Here is a 19,414-nt window from a genome sequence, read left to right as displayed (position 1 = left end):
TTCATGGCCAGAATCCGCTCATGTTACACAATGAACATTACTTTTTGGTTTGCAGAAAACTATGTATCTATTTTTAAAAGAAGGACGATATTCATCGTCCCTCTTCTCTCAAACTACTTAATCTTTCTTAGACCAATACTCATCAAACAGACTTTGTGTACCGTCTACTAGCTCTTTATAAGCATCTTCTGGGGATACACCTTGTAATAGAACTCGGTCTACCGCTTGAATGACTAAATCTCTTTCTCTACTTTCATCCACGAAGAAATGGGCATTTGCATACGGTAGCTGCTCGATGAACGCACCGTATAGTTCATGGTTTAAATATTTGTCTTGGAATGCTACTTTTTCTCTTGCAGGAAGCTCTCCGATTTTGTCTAACCATCTTTCCATTACTTCTTCACTTGTTAAGAACTGAAGGAATTTCACCGATGCTTCTAACTTTTCTCCTTCTACTTTAGAAGTGATGCCGTTACTCCAGAAAGAAGATTGTGTTGCTTTCATGCCATTTTTCGCAGGAAGTGGCGCAATTCCGTAGTTTAAGTCTGGTGTATCATTTTGTAATGTACCGATACGGAAGGATCCATCAATGTTCATTGCTGCGTTTCCTGTTTTAAACGCCGTTACATCATCTGTGTAGAAGTTACGCTCTCCTACCTTGTGCTCTGTTGCAAAATCTAACCAGTATCTGAATGCTTCTAAACCAGCAGGTGATTGTGCCCATAAGATTTTTTTACGGTCTTCACTTAAACCCTGGCCGCCAGCTTGATACAATAACGCATCTCTAAACCAGTGGTGCCCTTGTTGACTTGGCTCCCAAGCTAGACCAGCTTGTTGTATTCTTCCGTTGTTGTCGCGCTTTGTTAGCTTCACCGAATAGTCTACTAATTCATCCCATGTTGTCGGAGGGCTATTTGGATCTAAGCCAGCTTCTTCGAAAAGGTCTTTATTATAAAATAACGCAATGGTTCTTACAGCAGTTGGTATCGTCCAATATTCCCCGTCTAGCTTGACAGATTCCACCATCGGGAAAAACTCAGATTCTATCATATCGTGCGGGAATGCGTCTTGCGGCAGTGGCTGTAAGTAGCCAGAATCTACGTATCTAGGAACCCATCCGTAAAATAAGTTGATCACATCTGGACCACGTCCTGCAGGTACTTGTGCCGCTACCCTCTCATTAAATTGATCATAAGGAAATGTCGTATGTTTTACTTTGATTCCAGGGTTCGCATCTTCAAACTCTTTAATTAACTCGTCAACTAAGCTCACTTTTGACTCGAAATGGTATTGCCAATACTCAATTTCAATGATGTCTCCATCCGTTCCACTTGTCGTTTTTTCGTCACTACTACAAGCTGCAGCAAATACACCAAGCAACAAAACTAATAACAGCACTAACGATTTTCTCATTTTTATCCCCCTCGATTGCTTTTTATAATAGGAGTTAAAGTGTAACCTCAACTCCGTGTTACTATCGTTTAATACTCATTTCTACCGTTTCATGAAGCCTCAGAATATAGTTATCTAGTTTTTCAAACGTTGCCTTTACCCAGCTTTCGTCATACGTTAACGTTTCAAGGCAAGTCACATATTGGTTTTCGACTTCTGTTGCCGCTGGTCCACCGAGTATGTCGCGAACGTTAATAAAGTTTTTCGGACAAACCGCTTTCCGATAATCTTCTTCTGAAACGTTTAACAATAATTGAAACTCATGTTGAGCAATTTTATTTACCTTGTTAGCGCTTCCATTTGTAAGGTCATTTCCTTCTGCTAAAAGCTCTTTTACAAACTTACTTACAATTCCATGTGAGATTCGAAATGGCACTTCATAGTTTCGTACTAAAACGTCTGCCAGTTCGGTTACAGTCGAGAAACCATTTTGCGCGTGGTAAAGTAAGCGCTCTTTATGGAATGTACCGTGCTCTAAAATTTCCGTTAAAATGTCTAATATATTGATTGTTTGTGAGTAGCCGGAGTATAGTGGCATTTGAATATCATCGCCAATGTCGACTATGTCTCCGAGTGGCACATTATGTGTTAAAAACATGGTTCCTTGAAGCTCGCCCATCGCTTTACTAATGGAAGCTCTCGTATGTTCGAGTGCAGATGGGTTTCTTTTTTGTGGCATGATACTGGATGTTTGAACATGCTGGTCATGTAAACGAAGCGTGTTCACTTCGTTCGTCGTCATAAAAATTAAATCGTATACGAATCTAGAAATAGAGGATAGCGAAATAGAAAGTACACTACTAATTTCCATCATAAAATCGGATGCCGAAATGGCGTCATAAGAATTGGCCATTGGGGAATCAAAGCCTAGCTGGGTACCTATATGATGGCGGTCTATATTAAATCCTGTTGTCGATAGGGCTGCCGCTCCCATTGGCGAGACATTGATTCGTTTATAAAGCTCCAGCCCTCTTTTTGTATCACGTTGGAGGTTATTTTCTACAGCTAATAAGTAGTGTGCGAGAGTCGTAGGTTGTGCTTGCTGATTATGTGTGTGGGCGGTCATGATTGTATGTTTATGTTCCTTAACAAGAGCTAAAATGGTTCGTCGTAGAGCATTTACTTTGTCTAGCCAGGTGGTAATTTTTTCTCTCCAAAACATGCGAAACATCGTCGTGTCCATATCGTTTCGACTGAACGCGATATGCATGTTTCCAACTAACATCGGACCTATTATTTCTGTAAGGTCTGCTTCTAGCATGAAAAATAAATCTTCATAACGGTCATCGTACTCTTTTGTGTAGCTTTGTTTATACAATTTATATGTAGCATCTAAAATTTCTCTTGCATCGTCACTGTCTAAAATCGCTTGATCTCGTAGCATTAATACGTGCGCTAAATTGATTTCCATAATGTGTTGATAAAAATGATCTCGTGTATGTCGGTACGTTGGCTCTAGCTGTATATCAATATATCGCTTTGAGCGTTTTGCCAATTTAGTTTCCCCCTCGATTATTTAGTAACGATTCGTGTTCTCGTAAAACTAATGCCCCAGCACCTAGTAAGGATAAGCCGTCGATTTCTGATATATATATATCCGTGTTCATAGGAAGATGCTTTTCGATAACGGCTTTCACTTTTGGCAAAAACCACTGTCCTGACTTTGATAAACCACCGCCAAGAATGACGCATTGTGGATTGAAAATACAGATAACATTTACAAGCGCAAACGCTATATGTTCCAGTGTTTCTTCAATGACTTCTGTTGCGATTGGGTCATGGGTGATTGCATGTTCAAAAATTAGCTTTGCTGATAATTCTTTGTTTTTTAGGGGATGCGAGTCCGTAAGCGTAGCTAGCTTTTGTTCCATTCTTTTTACGATAGAAGGTCCACCAACATGGCTGTCTAAAAATCCGAAGCCTTGAAAAATATGGTCATAATCTTCTAGTGCTTCGTTTTTATCTGTTACCATGTAGCCAATTTCTCCAGCTGCAAAAGAAGCGCCTCTGTACAGTTGGCCATTTACAATAATGCCGCAGCCAACACCAGTACCTAACGTTATAAGGATTAAATGATCCGCATTTTTCGCCTTGCCTTTCCATTGTTCGCCTAATACCGCAACATTGACGTCATTTTCAACATAAACAGGAAGTTCTAGTAATTGTTGAAGCTCTTTTTTCAGCTCGAAGTTTTTCCAACCTAAGCTTGGTGCATCTAACACGACTCCGTTATCTGAATCAGTGATACCTGGTGCTCCTACTCCAACCGCCATGATTTTATTTTTATCGATGTTATATGTTTGCACTAAACTCTGAATGGCGAGGAACGCTTCATACACAAGGTCTTTTTTTAGCGCATATTGAGTGCTTAATACTTTGCGACCGATGATGGTCCCGTAGGCATTTACGATTCCGACCTCGATATTGGTGCCACCAATATCGACACCTACTATCAGGCGGGCATTTTGGTTGAATGTGAGCAATACCGGCTTTCTGCCCCCGAGTACACTTGATTCTGATCCTTCTTTCTCTAGGACCCACTCCTCAGAAATTAATTCATCCACGATGGAGGAGACTGTCGGCTTACTAATTGCCAGCATAGCAGCGATATCCGCTCTCGAGGTTTGTTCATTATCCCGAATAAACTGCAATATTTTCTTTGAATTTAAGTACTTCAAATAGTTAGGTGTGTTACTTCTAGTTTGTTTCATATCTACTGTGCCCCTCAAAAAAATCCGACATTAAACTACGTTAGTTTGTAAACTTTCCTAACCAACCTAACTATATAATATTTACCATTTGCGGTTTTGTCAATACTAAATTTAGAATTTTCTAAAAATAGTGAACAAAGGGACATGTACGCTAGTATTGCACATCATACAAATATTGTAAGTAGTTTACTGTGAAGATAATTTTTCGTAGAAAATTCGTAGACAAAAATAAAAAATGCTCCTATTGTTGAAATGTTAAATGTATGTTCCCGAAAACAAACTTCTACAGAGGAGTACCAAAACTTATGAATGTGGTATCTCAAAATAGTATTAAGTCAATGCTTGTAGATGTTACCGACTGAAAAATTCTCATGTCCACTTTTAAACTTCGATAATAAAAAGTTATCTAAGGATGCGATAATCAAAATCTTTGTTACTGCACAACCGCTTCCATGCTTCTTGCCCTTCGGTTAAAATAAAACCTTGCAGCAACGCCCATAACTTAGTATGGCATTTACAGAAGCACAATCCGACTTACTTGATTTGCCCCTTATAATCATTTTTTACAACCTACCAGATTTGTTCACCTACATCTCAAAATAATCCTTTTGGAAAAAGGGATACGTATCCTTTACTAGGAACTTTATTCAGTTATTAGTCAGACTTAAATACTGTGCTACTAATACCTCCGCCCCATAATCCAATAATGGCTACTATGAACAACAATTGTATTGAGTGAACTAAAAACAGGGACGGGGTTTATTCACATTACGAAAAATGTGAATGGAACCCCGTCCCGACTTCGCACTCCTAAAAAGGACTAATTACAGTGTCCATCCCTTCCATCAAATGAAATACTGTATGTTTCAGATAAAGGATTGTTATCTGTACTGCTTTGTTGACCATTCAAAAATTTCTCATGAGGAATTTCTTCTGTGCGTTCCCGATTTTCGTTAACATAAAAAGCCTTTACTTTATGCCATCCTAATTTTGTTAAAACATCTGAAGAAGAGGAAGTCATAACTCTTCCGTTTTCAGGTACTTCAATGATCAGTTCTTTATTTACTATTTCCAACGGTTTTTCATTGTCTTCGTTATATCGTAAATACACACAGCCACCATCAAAACTTTCTGAAAGATGATAGATAACCGTTACATCAGAATAACTCTTCTTATTTGAAATAAACACGAAGGAAATTATTAGTATGAAAGCTAAAAAAGAAAAACCTGCTATTTTCTTCAAAACAATTCCTCCTTATTAAGTGCGTTATGTAAGTGCATTTTCCAAAATCTACATATTATATCAGCATATATATCCAATAATTACGACAACTTTAAAGTAGTAATTCATTCATTCTTCAAGTACTACGGAGATTTAGTAGAATAATAGTTTATAAAAAATGATTTTCTTTTAAATAGAACTTTTTCTACTTAGAAAAAGTAACTGACCATGCACATGGGTAAAAAAAATCCTTTAAGTAGGTTGTACATATATAACTATTTGGATTCGCTCTGGTTTTTATTTTCCATAATATGTTTGGGCAGCACCTATCCCCGTGTCCATTCTATTAATCTCCCTTATTTTGGACTTTATCCAATAAATAGAAAAGAACTATACAAATTAGTATCAATCCTAGAAATATTCCACTATTCTCGGTCTCAAATTTGAAAAATTTAGGGAAAATATATAGTTCTAATATAAAAATAAGAATTGCAAGCGATACTAAGATTCTATAAACCAAGCAAATTCCTCCATTATTATTTTTTTAGTTGATAATATTGACTACTTTGTAACGCAAGAATCAAGGTGCATTGTATACCTAAAAATGCAACTTTAACTATGACAGCCAGACTGTTATATTCTGAAATATGCTTAGACAAGTAGCCTGTCACTGTTTCCATACTTTATGAGTTATCAGTTCAGATCTTACCTAATTCCACAAAATCTATTATCCATAAATTTCTAGTCTTTAACAATACTTTTTTTGGAGCACATCACCCGCTTGTTTAATATAAAGTAACTTCTATCTTAGACACATCTTTTCAGATGTTTTCGTATTTTCAGAGTATGAACATTCACTTTCATACCTTTATACTTCATATATTCTCCATTTAATAGACTGATATTTCTTTTCATAACCGACTCTAAATGAAAGAAAAAAAGCTAGTTATAACGAATCTGCCCATAACTTAGTATGGCATTTATAGAAGCACAATACGATTTACTTGATTTGACCTAATAACCACTATTTACAACCTACCAAATTTGTTCACCTACATCTCAAAATAATCCTTTTGGAAAAAGGGATACGTATCCTTTACTAGGAACTTTATTCAGTAAATAGTCAGACTTAAATACAGTGCTACTAATACCTCCGCCCCATAATCCCCTACAAAACATGTTGCATCCAACGCCTACTAAACTTAGCACCTTCCCTATTTTTTTATGCTAGCATGTCCCCTCGGGACATGACTCAAAGTGCCTGTCCCTAAAAGCTCAAAAACAAAAAATCCTACAAAAAGTTACATTTTTCTTTCCAACACCTCACATGTGCCGTCGCCTTGTTTTTTGGTGGCTAAGATAATAGGTATATAAAAATATAAAAAAACTTTCGATATTTTACATATACTGTAAGAATATAACCTATAGCGTGTTTTAGCTTCTTTTTTCCTATTTGATAATGGGGAAAAAGGGGATCTTAATGTGGATTTTGAAGAAGATTTTGAAGAGGATGTAACGGTAGCGCTTGGTAATCGTATTCGAAAGATCCGGTTAGAAAAAGGAATGAAGATGCATCAGGTTGCAGAAGGTGCAGATATTAGTGAAAAGTACTTAGGATCAGTGGAACGTGGAGAAGTACAAGCTTCTTATGTGATGGTACTGAAAATTGCACAAGGCCTTAAAATTAATAATCCTGATATTTTAATGAAAGACACTTTTCACATACATCAATTGTACCTTAATAAAAAACTTAAGTAGGGGCAGTCTATGCAATGCCCCTTACCTTTGGAAACGTTACGATTGAAGATGAATTCTCGATAAGAGCATACCTAACATTATTCCTTAACACCTACACATTGAATCTTCTCATTCAACACATTCTCACCTTGGCACTCCTTCTATGTTCTTCCCCTATTAATTTCTGAATGGAGGTGACATAATTTTAGTCCTTTCACTTAGTACTTTCATCGAAGCGTTCTCATCTACGAAACAACCCATCCCTATAAAAATTTTTCATTTGCGTTATTATTAATCTATATAAAGGAGTATGTGTATGGAAGTTAGTATCAATAATGAATATTATATAGGCCCGACTACTATTGCGATTCTCCCACATTATCATCATGAGTATCAGACGAAAATACTGGATGCAGAAGGAACGTTCTTTACAACGGAGCGCCCTCTTCAAATTATCGAGCGTAGCTGCTTAAAATACGGAGCCGATTACAACGGGCGAAGAAATGCGGCAGTCTATCATACAAACTACAAGCAAAAAACACCTTTACTCTTATCTGGTGCACAACGTTTAGTGCTTATTCCGACCCATTCACCAGAACATATGCATTGTATGTGGATTATGTTTCACCAGATTGCTAGCGTAGAATCCACTGGTGAAGATACGAGCGATGTGATGTGCAATCACTTCGTTGACTTACAACTCAACATCTCTTCTCAAACGATGCGTACACAAATTCAAAAAGCAGCCGTCATCTACTCTATCTTCTGCACAGACCAGAAGGTTGGCTTCAGCTTTATGGTGAATGGTAGAAGACCGGTGAAGAGGAAATAAGAAAAAGGCCAACCCCCTAGACTTATTGTAAGTCAATAGGGCTGGCCTTAATAATCACACTAATAATTTTTACACATTAACGTACCGGGACTGGCCCCAAACTTTAATGTTTTAGAGGTAAAATTTAAGCTGGGAGTATTCCAATTCTAAATACTTTTAAGCATTAACTTTAGCAACTTTTTCATATAGAAAGTTCTGAACATACCACCTTGCATTTGCACTAGCATTGTCAAAGCGGTCTTTAAGTGAAAATCCATCAGGATCTGTTATCAAATTGTGGCGAACTAACCATCCTAAAACTAAATCACCTTCAGTTTCGCCATTTAAAGCCAGCTTATGCCACCAACTTATAATACCATCTAGCTCATCTGGTTGATATTTATTTAAGCTTTCAATTAACTTATCAGCTTGTACCCATTTATCATAATTCCAGCTATCATTGACTAGATAGAGGGCTTTATTAACATAAGCAATGGCAATACCATCCTCTATACCAATATCAAACAGTGACTCTAGGTCATATTCTTGACTTTCTTTATGGACATCTTTTCTTCTAATCATATATCCAAGGTTAACTGTTGAATGTGAGTTATTATTCCTATAGCCTAATTCAAACATGTTATATGATCCTTGTATATCGTTTTCTTGGTACAGAATCAAGCCTAACATTGCATAAGCATCACCTTGCATGTCTTCATTTATAAAATCAGTTTTTAGATCATTATTTATTACCATCTCTAAGTACTTTTTAGCTTTTATTTCTTCATCATTAAAATAATATGTTCTACCGATATAAAAAGAACAGTGAATAAAGTATGCTTTAAATACTGGATTTTTAGAAATGGAGTAAAGGTCATAAAGCTTATTATAAATTACTAAAATATTCTTCTCATCTTCTTCATTATGAAGTCCTATAAATATATATTGATTTAATATAATCAAAGTAACAATTTGAATATCTTCATTCTGGCTATTATTGAACTTAAGTAGAAATCTATCAATTTCATTTTTAGCTAAATCAATTTCTTTAATTTGTTCAAACAATCTAGCCTTCTGTACTAATAAATATGCAATTCTTTTCTGAAATTCACTACTAGACTCATTCTCATATCTTAAGATAGACTCTTCAAGACAGTCTATAGCCTTATAGGTTTGTTCTATTTCGGCTAACACCTGAGCTTTTAAAGATAAGCTATCTAAGAATAACAACTTAAAACTTGTTGAATCTTTTTGCTTAAGACTATCAAGGATACCATTCAAGGTATCAATAGTCTCTTCGTACCGTTCTAATTCTTCTAAAGTAAATGCTTTCTTTAATAAACAAGTTGCCACCTTTAAGCATAGTTTTTCTTTAAAGTTTTCATCTGAAAGCGACTCATACACTTCGTAGTTTAAATCTGAAGCAATAATTATTTCTTCAGAGGGCCTTGATTTCACTATTAAAGCTACAAGCACTTCAATAAGCTCTACCTTTTGGTACTCTTCAAGTTCATTTATATCAATCTGTAAGCTGCCTAATAACTTCAATGATGTTTCATATTGTGAACTAACAACTAAGCTTCTTAAAGTTTGAACTTTGCTATAGTCTACCTTGTTACTGTTAACTCTATCTTCAAGTAACTGCAGCTCTTTCAACCTATGTACAACATGGCTTAAGAAGAAAACATCATTATTTTCTTCCGCATCTTCTGTTCCTTTAATTAAATTTGTTAGAAAGTTTAGTGGGTCCTTTGTTATTTCTGGTTCAGTTAATTCTAATTTTTGTATCATAGATTCAAAGACGACTTCGGCAGGGAGAAAGTTCTTTGATTCTATTGGAGGTTTTAATTCATCATCTATGTTTTTCAAACTCTCGTTTGAAACAACAAATACCACATTATTATGTGCCTTTAACCATTCAGGCATTGAATTTATACTCTCTTCTTTATAACAAAACCAGTAAAGGTTATATGGCAATGAAGGCTCATTTAGCCTTCTCTTTAAATAATTCATAATTATATCGTCTTCCCACCCGCTATATCCCACGATAATAGGCGACCGGGAGCCACCTATACGTTCTAACATAGATGACATTTGTGTTGCTTCAGTTCTGTCTGATATTTCAATTGTTAAGTTGCAGCAATCATAGGATAAATAGTTACCATGAATATGTACTAGTTGAATTTCATCTAATTCAGCATCAATTTTAAAAGCTGTACCTGGATGATCACAAATCATTGGATTTGAATTAAAAAGGGTTAGTGCTCGTGAAAGAAAGTTATCAAAATTAGGAGTAATTACAACTTTCCCAATACCACCTTTAGATAAAAGATGAGCAAGTTTAAAATTAGCGTTAGTAATAGGCTTATTTTCTATAAGTTTACGAAAGTACTCCCTTCTAGACTTTGAATGCGGTAGTGCTCTTTGTAACCATGTAGAATATTCTTCTGATCCTATAAACTCATTTCGATTATCATAAGTATCTTTAGTTAGTGTTTTGCATTCATTTATAATTTTAGTGGCTGTTGGAATGACAGGAGAAGAAATACCAGCTCCGACAATAAAATAAAAAGGATTTATGGTGTCTTCTGGTGTTACTGCTCTTGCTATTTCATTAATTGCAAAATCCATTTTAACAATTCTAGACATTTGTTTACCGCCTTATAATATTTATCTTTTTAGGTATATTTCAGGTAATATCTACCTTAATTTTACCATGGATATTTATTAAATAGATAAAAATGGAGAAATTAATTATTTTTAGTTTTAATTAAATTTAGAAGGGAATATGATTTTAAATATAGAATAGTTTACTAAGGAGAGTGATAATATGGGGTTTTCAAATATAAAGAAAGTTAAAATCAAAAAATGTTCAAAGAGAACTATTAAGTAGTTTTAATGTTAATAGGGTTTTTCCTCTTAAATAAATCCTTATTAAATATTTAATTCAGCTAGGTCATATTTTATGTAGGTACTGTAATGTCAATTATATACTTTTCTGTTTTTACATTTTTCAAACTTTTTATAAATACATAATACTTTTTCACAAGAGATAAACCCTGAAAGAAAACTCTATTACTGAGTTCCCTTTCAGGGTTTTTATTATAGGTTCTATAATAAATGTTGGGGTTCTTACACAATTAAAGACATAAAAAATGCACGTAATCATCCAATCTTTTATACTTAAGTTGTCGAGACAAAAGTATAGATTGGAGATACGTGCATAATGAATTCTAACATAATTTTGCCAGGTTTTGAAGATGTGATTATTAAGAAGATGGAGAAAGTAGAGATAGCCTTTGTATTCATGTTGAGTTACCTGTAGAAGAACACACATGTCCATCTTGTAATACTAGAACACAAAAATCCACGATTACCGTATGCAAAAGATAAAACATTTAAAGATATTTGAAAGACATACACTCCTTTTTTACAGGAGGAGGCGTTACGGTTGCCCTTGAGGAAAGAAATTTGTCGAAAAGAATACTCTTGTAGAGCGCTATCAACGCTTATCTATAGAACTAAACCAAGCAATTAAGATTCGAAGCATCAAGGGAAAAACCTTCAAGAAAACGGCGGAAGTGTATGGTTGATGTGATTGCTAGAAGCTGTATAAAAATGGAGCAGATTACACGGGGAGAAGAAATGCGGCAGTCTATCATACAAATTACAAACAAAAAACACCTTTACTAATTTCCGAGTCTTTAAGATTAGTCGCAATACCATCTCATTCACCTGATTATCCAGACTGCACATGGATTATGTTTCACCAAATAGCAAACATCAACTCACTAGACCAAGAGACTTGCAAAGTTATGTGCAACTACTTCACCGACATAAATCTAAACATCTCAGCCCAAACCATGCAACCCAAGTCAAAAAAGCAGCCATCATCTACTCTATCTTCTGTACAGAACAGAAGATTGGAATTAGCTTTATGATGAATGGCAGAAAACCCGTGAAGAGGAAATAATAAAAAGGCCATCCCTCTAGACATATTGTAAGTCAAGAGAGCTGACCTCAATAATCACTCTAACACTATCGCACATTAACGTACCAGGGGACTGGCCCCAGGATTTTCAGTTACTTTTTAATTTTACTACTTGCGACTGCTGAGACTACAGTAATTGCAACAGTCATACTAAATTGAAATGCTTTATTATTCATTACATTATACATAGTATCCTTTACTAAAATTGTTCTCCTAATATCTTTTATTTCTTTGAAGATAAACACTTTCTCTTCTTTCGTTATATTCTCTTTATCTAGTAAAGCGTATAAGGCTTTCTTTTCTTCCATTAAATCATCCATTACCTTGTTAAAGGATAAGTTAAGGTTATCCATGTATTTTATAGTAATTTCTTTAAAGTTTGGGATGTTTGCTACAATAGTATCAAGCGACTCTTTTGGTAACTTTGATAAATTTTCAATAAATTTATCTAATTGTTCCTCACTAATTATTTCGGTAGGACTTTTAACTCCAATTTTCTTCATCACTTTATCTAACTTCTTTTCCTCTTTCGGATTTAAATTTTGTAATGGTTCCATTATATCCACCTCGAATTTTTGAATTTCTCTTTGACAAACAACTATCATTTTTCTCTAAAGTAAGTTAATCATTAAGGAGTTGTGTTGTTGTATAGCCTAAACCATATATAGATTAATAGTACACTAATTCGACAGTTTATTACCGAGACCTTTATTTTCTTGTTGAATATGCATTTCTAGGTTCATATCGTCAAAAAGAATATTGGAAGTTACAATATGAAAACGCAACATAGGGAATTTTGTATCACTTATTTGTAGAAATTTTTTATTTAATTAGGAAAAAATGTTGCGCCTAGTTTAGCGTTTTTAAAACTGGAGATGATTGTTCCTGGCCTTGTCTCCACCACTACCTTTACAAACCAAATACCTCTACCTCCTATTCAGCTAGTTTCAAGTGAATTGCGACACCACCGGTGTCGTTTTTCACTTGAATCAACATGTAAGCTTCTTGTTCTAGTAATCTTTCAACACAATACATTCGTTAAACCTCGCTCCCCATGCTCCAGCTCAGAATGAGCCATAAGAACCGTCCCCTTGGATCAAAATTTTTTTGTAGAATTCTACTATTTATTGTCAGAAAACTGCAAGTGTGCGGTGTTACTTCTTTTCCCCTGCTTACATAATTAGGTGAAAAGGGGAATGGATTTGGATAAGGAGAAAAAAGATTAGTGATGAATCAACAAACTAATGATAGGATATACACGTCACTTTCCGGTGTATGTCCTTCTCCTGGGACTGTTAGTATAAATAGAACATCCTCGTTAACCAACATTGTAAAATCTACCTTCTACTTCAAGAAACCACAGCAAAGGCAAGATTACTTAACTGTCCCCAAACAAAACACACTACGCCATAATAGAACCAAACCACCCTTCCAAGATCTCGCACCGGAATGGCTATGGAACAAACCACCTCCTCTCTATCTTTCTTTCATTTTTAATCAAAACAAAAAGATGATAGAAAAGGAGAATATCATGATGGAAGTAATGAATGATTATTTAATGGATACCAGTACATATGCATTGTTGCCTTATTTTCATGAGAAGTACCAGACGAAAATTATCGATGAGGATGGAATCTATTATTCAGAGGAGAGGCCAGAGGAAATATTGCGTCGAAGTTGTTTGACGTATGGTGCTTCGTATGAGGGGAGAAGAGATTCTGTTATTTATATGACGAATTATGTGCAAAAAACGCCGATCCTTACATTGCAGGAGGAAAAGGTCATTTCCATTCCAACGCACTCCCCTGACCACATGGATTGTGCGTGGATTATGTATCACCAAATACGCCAACTTGTGCCAACCGATAAGAATAGATGCATCATCAAGCTACGAAACTATACGGAAATTGAAGTGCAAGCGTCCCATCAAACGATGAAGCAACAAATGCAGAAGGCTGCGGTTATTTATTCTTTGTTCTGTACGAAGCAGCAGATTAGTTATAGTTTTATGGTGGATGGGAGGAAGAGGAGAAATCCAACAAAGAGCTGAGCAGTTTTAATTTAATTTAAGCAACAATAGGGACAGACTTGGCCCAAGTGGGTTGAGTCATGTCCCTTTTTCTTCATTCCAAATCTCTTACTAGTTTTTCCGCAGCACTTTTATATAACGTGCTCATGTGCGATAGGGAGGCGATAAGTAATGCGTTAGTGATAAGCTTGGACTCCCCTGTATCTTCTCCTATTACTTCTGATACTTCCTTCACCCGCTCCTTGACATCATTTTTAAAACGCTCGACATTTAAATCCACTAGCCCTAAATAAGTGGAATAAAATTGTTCAAGGTCAAAAGCTTCTTCTACAATTTTTTCATTCATTCCTTGCAACGTTATCTTAATATCATTAATAGATAATGTCCCTTTTAACTGATAAATCAAGCTCATCAAGATAATATGTTCTTTTGTATATTTTTTATTTTGTATTGGAAAAAATAGCTTCGCCTTTGCGTAGTTATTAATCATCGTTTTTGTTAACGTTTTATCCTTTCCATTCGAGAAAGAATGATCAAACAGTTGAATAACTTGATCCATATAAAGATCAATCGTGGGGATATCCTCTAACTTTATTTTCTTTTCGAGCTTTAGCTCTTCAATAAACGTTTTCATATTTTCCATTTGTTTTATCCTCTACAATTAGTAATTGTCCCTATTTTAACATAAAAAAGTAGAAGGTAAATAGTTGACGACATTACATGGTATCGTTTATATTTATATGTAGTTATTAAAACTATGTATCATCATATAGGAGTGATAAATTTGAATATACACATTCGAGAGCCCATAAATACGTATACTCACCTAGCAGGTGCTGTTTTATCGTTTGTCGGATTATTGGCAATGGTCATGAAAGTAGCTAGCAACAACGGTTCAGCGTTACAATTCTTTACTGTTATTATGTTTGGAATTAGTTTAATTCTTTTATATGCAGCCTCCACCACGTATCATTTCGTTCAAAGTAACGAGAAAGTCATTGGCTTTTTAAGACGTATCGATCATTCCATGATTTTTGTACTGATAGCTGGAACATATACTCCGTTTTGTTTAATCAGTTTAAACGGTACATCTGGATGGATTATGTTTTCTATCATTGTTGTCCTAGCTATATGTGGAGTTTTATTTAAATTAGTTTGGTTTAATTGTCCTAGATGGTTATCTACCATTATCTATATTGCGATGGGATGGCTTATTATCACCGTAGCAAGTCCACTATCTTCTGCGATCGGGACAAATGGAATAATCTTGTTAGTAGCAGGTGGTCTCTTTTACACAATTGGGGGAATTATTTATGCAGTGAAACCTTCGTTTCTTTCCTTTAAAAAATGGGGGTTTCATGAGATATTTCATGTTTATATATTATTAGGCAGCTTTGTTCACTTCTTGTGTGTCTATTTATACGTGCTATAACAAATCAAATCAAATTTTATAGCAACCCCTACAATAGGTACTGCTTTGGAAAGATCAATTGGCGCTTTCATTAGGTATGTTTGTTTTAACTAAAAGAGAATTATTCGAATGAATACTACATGGGACTTGCATAATAGTAGTAATAAAAAACCATCAACGTTAGGAGATTTCCTATGAAAAAAATGATTATAGCTATAACCTTTTTACTATTACTAATAATTCTCTTTTTCTACTTTACTAACCAAACAGTTAAAACGGAAGAACAAGCTATTAACATTGCTAGAGAATACCATCAAAATAAAGATAACTTTACAGGGTTTAGCGCTGAACTTGTAAAACAAAGTAACATTTGGGTTGTAGCATATTATGATAAAAACTCTATCTGCAAAGAAGATTGCAAGATTAATATGAGTATTGACGCAAAATCAGGTAAAGTAATACAAGTTATTTACGATGAATAAGTAGTTAGTAAAAATGTTGTTCATTTAGAACATCGTCCACACCCAATAAACGAAAATATAAAAAAGCCCCTACTACAGTAAACCCGTTCAAAAGAACTGACATCTATAGTAAGAGCTATTTTATTATTCCTCAAATCAAGCACCAGTACTCTCCCAACGTCTCCCCAAAAACCCTCTCCTTCTCATTTTAATATTGAACATAACCATCTTCCCCCTCTCACTTCACCTTCTGAATCAGACTCTTCGATATACCAGTCACCCTTGCCAGTTGTCTTAACGAAACTCCTTTCATCTTCTTCATCCTTACTAGTATGCGATTACGTTTTGGCCTATCCATCCTTTGCAACTCTGAGCTGCTTGCTGCACCTAGCTCCCTAAGACACTGCCTTACTTCTTCATCCGATAGCTTAATGATTTCTTCGTATTCTAGACGTTGATCTTGGTTCGGTTTGCTCATGTACTGCATAAATAGAGTGAGTGCTTCTTGGGGGTTGGAGGAGAAGAGTTTTAGTACAAAGTCTGTGTGAATAAATGTTGGGTGAGACATATATTGTTTGATACTTGTCCAGTGGCAATCCTTTACGTTACTAGCGAGACCAGCCTTTATTGGATTTTGGTGTATGTAACGAAGAACAACTAGAAAATATTTTTTATCTTCGACGTTCTCGCTTTTGAATCTTTCCTGGAAAAGATGTCCACAACGGCAATATTTGTGGTTGTACCAAAGCACATAGCTTGCGCTAATCCGCTGTATGGTAAGAGCGATTGGTTCTTCTACTTCTTTCATTAGTAAGTGTACGTGGTTGTCCATGAGGCAGTATCCGTAGAGTTGAAAATTACTAACATCTCTGTATTTTGCTAATGTTGTTAAGAATCTCTTTTTATCCTCGTTGTCTTCAAATATTGTCTGTCTGTTGATACCTCTTAACATGATATGATAGATGCCAGTTTTGCTTTTTTCTCTTGCTTCTCTTGGCATAGCTTTCCCTCACTTACTAATATGTTGGACGGATTGTCCACTTTTAGCACGGATGTTTAATTGCACTGCTTCCCATATACTTTGGTCTGTTATCGTTTCGGATCCGGCAAGGTCTGAGATGGTTCTAGCTAAGCGCAGTATTTTCACTTGTGCTCGATTGCTTAGTTGGTTTTTCGAAGATAAGTGGCGAAGCAGTTGTTGTTGGGAGTATTGTAACGGGCTTGTTCTCTGTAAGGTATCAAAAGAGACTCTACTGTTTAACATAGTACATCCATATCTCATATATTGGCTGTTTCTTGCTTGGACAACTCTGCTTTGGACTTGCTGTGATGTTTCCCTTTGTTTGTGGTGTGTGTTAAAGTTGACGGTTTGTAGAAATAGGAAAATATCAAATCGGTCACGGATTGGTCCAGATAAACGGTTTTGATAGGCTTTTACTTGTTTCGGGGTACATGTACAGTATAAGTTGTTAGATCCTAAGTAACCACATGGACAAGGGTTCATTGCTCCAATCATACTAAATAGGGCTGGATAGTTAACGGTAGCGTTCGCTCGGCTAATCGTGACATGGCCTGTTTCAATTGGCTGCCGTAACATATCTAGAGTCTTTTTTTGAAATTCGGCCATTTCGTCTAAAAATAATACCCCATGATGGGCAAGGGATATCTCTCCTGGTTTCGGATATTGCCCTCCTCCGATAATGGAAACGCTAGAAGCGGAATGGTGAGGGTTTCGAAAAGGACGAGCCAAACCACCTTCATAAGATACTCCACTTAGATGGTACAAACTTAACACTTCCAGCTGTTCTTCACTCGTTAAGTCTGGAAGGATGGACGCAAAGCTTTCAGCCAGCATACTTTTCCCACATCCAGGCGGTCCACTCATAAATAGGTGATGTCCTCCTGCTGCCGCTATTTCTAGCGCTCGTTTCGCTTCTTCTTGTCCGATAATTTGTTCGAAGGTTACTGTATGAACTCTCTCTAAGTTAACTGGTGTCTTTTCTGGTTGGTGAAATGGTAATACGTGTTGTCCATGGAGGGAATCTATTACCTCTTGAAGAGATGAAACGTAGACAAGTTCTAGATTAGTAAAGTCTATAGGTGGTAGTTTTTCATCGTATGGTAAGTACATTTTGGTTAATCCTAACTTCTTTGCAGCAAGTATAGCAGGTAACATCCCTTCTACTGGCTTGATGCCTCCATCTAAGGAAAGTGAACCAATAAATCCTGTGTTCTCGTCTATATTCGCGTCTATAACCTTTAAGCTTTTCATTAAAGCAATCGCCATAGGCAAATCAAACATCGGACCATTTTTCTTCTGCTCAGCTGGTGACAGATTAATAATCACTCTCTCTTCTAACTCTCCACATTTGTAACTATGCAACGCCGCTGTTATTCGTTCCTTCGCTTCTTTCACAGAGGCATCGGGCAAGCCAACTACAACGATTGACTCTGGTCCATCTAACAACTGCACCTCAACCGTTACACGATACCCTTCCATTCCTTTTAATCCAATTGTTGTTACTTTAACTGCCATACTGCATTCCTCCTTGGGGATTAGAGTTGTTTTTATAGGAATTAATGATAGTAGATAGCATCGTTGCAAATATTAGTATTACGGTGTTGTGTGGTACTCAAGCTTAATAGAAAAGCGGAAGAAAAAAAGAACATTTGTTCTATTTTTATTTTATTTTAAGTGTGAGAAAGCGTCAAGTGTTTTGTTCCGGAGAAATCGTGTGGTATATGCCTTATGGATTTATTAAAATAGTTGGATTTTTAGAATATTATGTAAAAAGTGGTCGATGTTCCTGTCCCGGTGTCCATTCTAGAAGATTGCATTCGTTTAATTTTTAATGAACATGACGGAAATTATGGCTACCGTCGCGTACATCTAGAAATGAGAAATCAAGGATATAAAATTAATCATAAAACTGTACAACGTATTATGAGCAAACTCGGCCTTAAAGGAAGTAAATTTAAAAGAAAAACAAGGAAGTATAACTCTTACAAGGGAAGAGTTGGAAAGCTAGCGAAAAACCGTATTAATCGACGCTTTTACACTAGTGTACCCCGTCAGAAGTTAACTACCGATGTCACGGAATTTAAGTGTACAAACGGAGAAAAACTGTATTTTAGTCCTATAATGGATTTATTTAATGGCGAGATAGTTTCTTATGGTATCGGTATGAGTCCAACTCTAGCAATTGCGATAAAGCCTCTTCAGGAGGCAATTGAAAAAATTAAAGATTCAAAATACAGGGTAACTATGCATTCTGATCAAGGATGGCAATATCAGCATAAAGATTGGAGTAAATTACTTAAGGCAAATAAAATATTTCAGAGCATGTCTCGAAAAGCGAACTGTTTAGATAACGCTCCGATCGAGAACTTTTTTGGCATACTTAAACAAGAGATGTATCATGGTGAAGCATTATGTTCGTTTGAAGAATTAAGTGAGAGAATAGAAAGATATATAGATTACTATAATAATAAGCGTATTAAGCAAAAACTGGCTGGCATGAGCCCGGTCCAATACCGTACACATACCAGCCAATTAGCTGCATAATAAAAAACTTTAACTTTTGGGGGT

The 19,414-nt window shown here is 35.8% G+C and carries 17 protein-coding genes; 8 read left to right on the top strand and 9 right to left on the bottom strand.

The window, feature by feature from the left end:
* Positions 1-117: 117 nt before the first annotated feature.
* From CDZ89_RS02050 to CDZ89_RS02035, 4 genes are all read right to left on the bottom strand, one after another.
* On the bottom strand, positions 118-1,413 hold the full coding sequence (locus CDZ89_RS02050; RefSeq protein WP_100333099.1) for an extracellular solute-binding protein: 1,296 nt from the start codon (positions 1,411-1,413) through the stop codon (positions 118-120).
* A 61-nt stretch (positions 1,414-1,474) separates the two neighbouring features.
* Positions 1,475-2,947 (bottom strand): argininosuccinate lyase, encoded by a 1,473-nt coding sequence (gene argH / locus CDZ89_RS02045; RefSeq protein ID WP_100333098.1) that lies wholly within the window; start codon positions 2,945-2,947, stop codon positions 1,475-1,477.
* 1 nt (position 2,948) lies between these two features.
* Complete coding sequence (locus tag CDZ89_RS02040) at positions 2,949-4,163, bottom strand: ROK family transcriptional regulator (protein WP_100333097.1); 1,215 nt, start codon at positions 4,161-4,163, stop codon at positions 2,949-2,951.
* Positions 4,164-4,983: 820 nt separating this feature from the next.
* Positions 4,984-5,406 (bottom strand): DUF6843 domain-containing protein, encoded by a 423-nt coding sequence (locus tag CDZ89_RS02035; protein WP_100333096.1) that lies wholly within the window; start codon positions 5,404-5,406, stop codon positions 4,984-4,986.
* A 1,461-nt stretch (positions 5,407-6,867) separates the two neighbouring features.
* Here CDZ89_RS02035 and CDZ89_RS02030 point away from each other — a divergent pair.
* The gene (locus tag CDZ89_RS02030; RefSeq protein WP_100333095.1) at positions 6,868-7,143 is read left to right on the top strand and encodes a helix-turn-helix domain-containing protein; all 276 of its coding nucleotides are present in this window, start codon (positions 6,868-6,870) and stop codon (positions 7,141-7,143) included.
* A 295-nt stretch (positions 7,144-7,438) separates the two neighbouring features.
* Positions 7,439-7,954, top strand: a complete 516-nt coding sequence (locus CDZ89_RS02025; protein WP_157842657.1) for a competence protein ComK — start codon at positions 7,439-7,441, stop codon at positions 7,952-7,954.
* A 156-nt stretch (positions 7,955-8,110) separates the two neighbouring features.
* Here the strand turns inward: CDZ89_RS02025 and CDZ89_RS02020 are convergent, their stop codons facing one another.
* Positions 8,111-10,582 (bottom strand): SIR2 family protein, encoded by a 2,472-nt coding sequence (locus tag CDZ89_RS02020; RefSeq protein WP_100333093.1) that lies wholly within the window; start codon positions 10,580-10,582, stop codon positions 8,111-8,113.
* Between the two features lie 716 nt (positions 10,583-11,298).
* On the opposite strand from CDZ89_RS02020, the gene CDZ89_RS20420 reads away from it, so the two are divergent.
* Positions 11,299-11,394 carry a transposase family protein gene (locus CDZ89_RS20420; RefSeq protein WP_406564912.1) on the top strand — a complete coding sequence of 32 codons (96 nt, stop codon included), beginning with the start codon at positions 11,299-11,301 and terminating at the stop codon, positions 11,392-11,394.
* A gap of 147 nt (positions 11,395-11,541) precedes the next feature.
* On the top strand, positions 11,542-11,874 hold the full coding sequence (locus CDZ89_RS20415; RefSeq protein WP_100333091.1) for a competence protein ComK: 333 nt from the start codon (positions 11,542-11,544) through the stop codon (positions 11,872-11,874).
* Positions 11,875-12,016: 142 nt separating this feature from the next.
* On the opposite strand, the gene CDZ89_RS02005 is transcribed toward CDZ89_RS20415, so the two are convergent.
* Positions 12,017-12,481: a hypothetical protein gene (locus CDZ89_RS02005; RefSeq protein ID WP_100333090.1), complete on the bottom strand. Its 465-nt coding sequence runs from the start codon at positions 12,479-12,481 to the stop codon at positions 12,017-12,019.
* Between the two features lie 974 nt (positions 12,482-13,455).
* On the opposite strand from CDZ89_RS02005, the gene CDZ89_RS19505 reads away from it, so the two are divergent.
* Entirely contained in the window at positions 13,456-13,974 is a 519-nt protein-coding gene (locus CDZ89_RS19505) for a competence protein ComK (RefSeq protein WP_157842656.1), read from the top strand.
* Positions 13,975-14,047: 73 nt separating this feature from the next.
* Here the strand turns inward: CDZ89_RS19505 and CDZ89_RS01995 are convergent, their stop codons facing one another.
* Positions 14,048-14,596, bottom strand: a complete 549-nt coding sequence (locus CDZ89_RS01995; RefSeq protein ID WP_100333088.1) for a DUF1836 domain-containing protein — start codon at positions 14,594-14,596, stop codon at positions 14,048-14,050.
* Positions 14,597-14,737: 141 nt separating this feature from the next.
* Between CDZ89_RS01995 and trhA the strand changes: the two genes are divergently transcribed.
* Entirely contained in the window at positions 14,738-15,385 is a 648-nt protein-coding gene (gene trhA / locus CDZ89_RS01990) for a PAQR family membrane homeostasis protein TrhA (RefSeq protein WP_096156450.1), read from the top strand.
* 173 nt (positions 15,386-15,558) lie between these two features.
* Positions 15,559-15,846: a hypothetical protein gene (locus tag CDZ89_RS01985; protein ID WP_096156449.1), complete on the top strand. Its 288-nt coding sequence runs from the start codon at positions 15,559-15,561 to the stop codon at positions 15,844-15,846.
* Positions 15,847-16,063: 217 nt separating this feature from the next.
* Here CDZ89_RS01985 and CDZ89_RS01980 read toward each other — a convergent pair whose 3' ends face one another.
* Both CDZ89_RS01980 and CDZ89_RS01975 read right to left on the bottom strand, forming a co-directional pair.
* The gene (locus CDZ89_RS01980; protein WP_100333087.1) at positions 16,064-16,825 is read right to left on the bottom strand and encodes a transposase; all 762 of its coding nucleotides are present in this window, start codon (positions 16,823-16,825) and stop codon (positions 16,064-16,066) included.
* Positions 16,826-16,834: 9 nt separating this feature from the next.
* Complete coding sequence (locus tag CDZ89_RS01975) at positions 16,835-18,361, bottom strand: YifB family Mg chelatase-like AAA ATPase (protein ID WP_100333086.1); 1,527 nt, start codon at positions 18,359-18,361, stop codon at positions 16,835-16,837.
* Between the two features lie 279 nt (positions 18,362-18,640).
* On the opposite strand from CDZ89_RS01975, the gene CDZ89_RS01970 reads away from it, so the two are divergent.
* On the top strand, positions 18,641-19,390 hold the full coding sequence (locus tag CDZ89_RS01970) for an IS3 family transposase (protein ID WP_157842654.1): 750 nt from the start codon (positions 18,641-18,643) through the stop codon (positions 19,388-19,390).
* Positions 19,391-19,414: the final 24 nt, after the last annotated feature.

Origin of the sequence: Bacillus alkalisoli, assembly GCF_002797415.1 — a bacterium.
GTDB classification, from domain to species: domain Bacteria; phylum Bacillota; class Bacilli; order Bacillales; family Bacillaceae_I; genus Bacillus_CD; species Bacillus_CD alkalisoli.
This window is presented reverse-complemented; position numbering and strand designations above follow the sequence as displayed.

What these genes read in the sequence shown, in the direction of transcription:
- CDZ89_RS02050 (WP_100333099.1), bottom strand. Translation starts at nt 1,413, where the DNA reads ATGAGAAAATCGTTAGTGCTGTTATTAGTTTTGTTGCTTGGTGTATTT.
- CDZ89_RS02040 (WP_100333097.1), bottom strand. Translation starts at nt 4,163, where the DNA reads ATGAAACAAACTAGAAGTAACACACCTAACTATTTGAAGTACTTAAAT.
- CDZ89_RS02025 (WP_157842657.1), top strand. Translation starts at nt 7,439, where the DNA reads ATGGAAGTTAGTATCAATAATGAATATTATATAGGCCCGACTACTATT.
- CDZ89_RS02020 (WP_100333093.1), bottom strand. Translation starts at nt 10,582, where the DNA reads ATGTCTAGAATTGTTAAAATGGATTTTGCAATTAATGAAATAGCAAGA.
- CDZ89_RS02005 (WP_100333090.1), bottom strand. Translation starts at nt 12,481, where the DNA reads ATGGAACCATTACAAAATTTAAATCCGAAAGAGGAAAAGAAGTTAGAT.
- CDZ89_RS19505 (WP_157842656.1), top strand. Translation starts at nt 13,456, where the DNA reads ATGATGGAAGTAATGAATGATTATTTAATGGATACCAGTACATATGCA.
- CDZ89_RS01995 (WP_100333088.1), bottom strand. Translation starts at nt 14,596, where the DNA reads ATGGAAAATATGAAAACGTTTATTGAAGAGCTAAAGCTCGAAAAGAAA.
- CDZ89_RS01985 (WP_096156449.1), top strand. Translation starts at nt 15,559, where the DNA reads ATGAAAAAAATGATTATAGCTATAACCTTTTTACTATTACTAATAATT.
- CDZ89_RS01980 (WP_100333087.1), bottom strand. Translation starts at nt 16,825, where the DNA reads ATGCCAAGAGAAGCAAGAGAAAAAAGCAAAACTGGCATCTATCATATC.
- CDZ89_RS01975 (WP_100333086.1), bottom strand. Translation starts at nt 18,361, where the DNA reads ATGGCAGTTAAAGTAACAACAATTGGATTAAAAGGAATGGAAGGGTAT.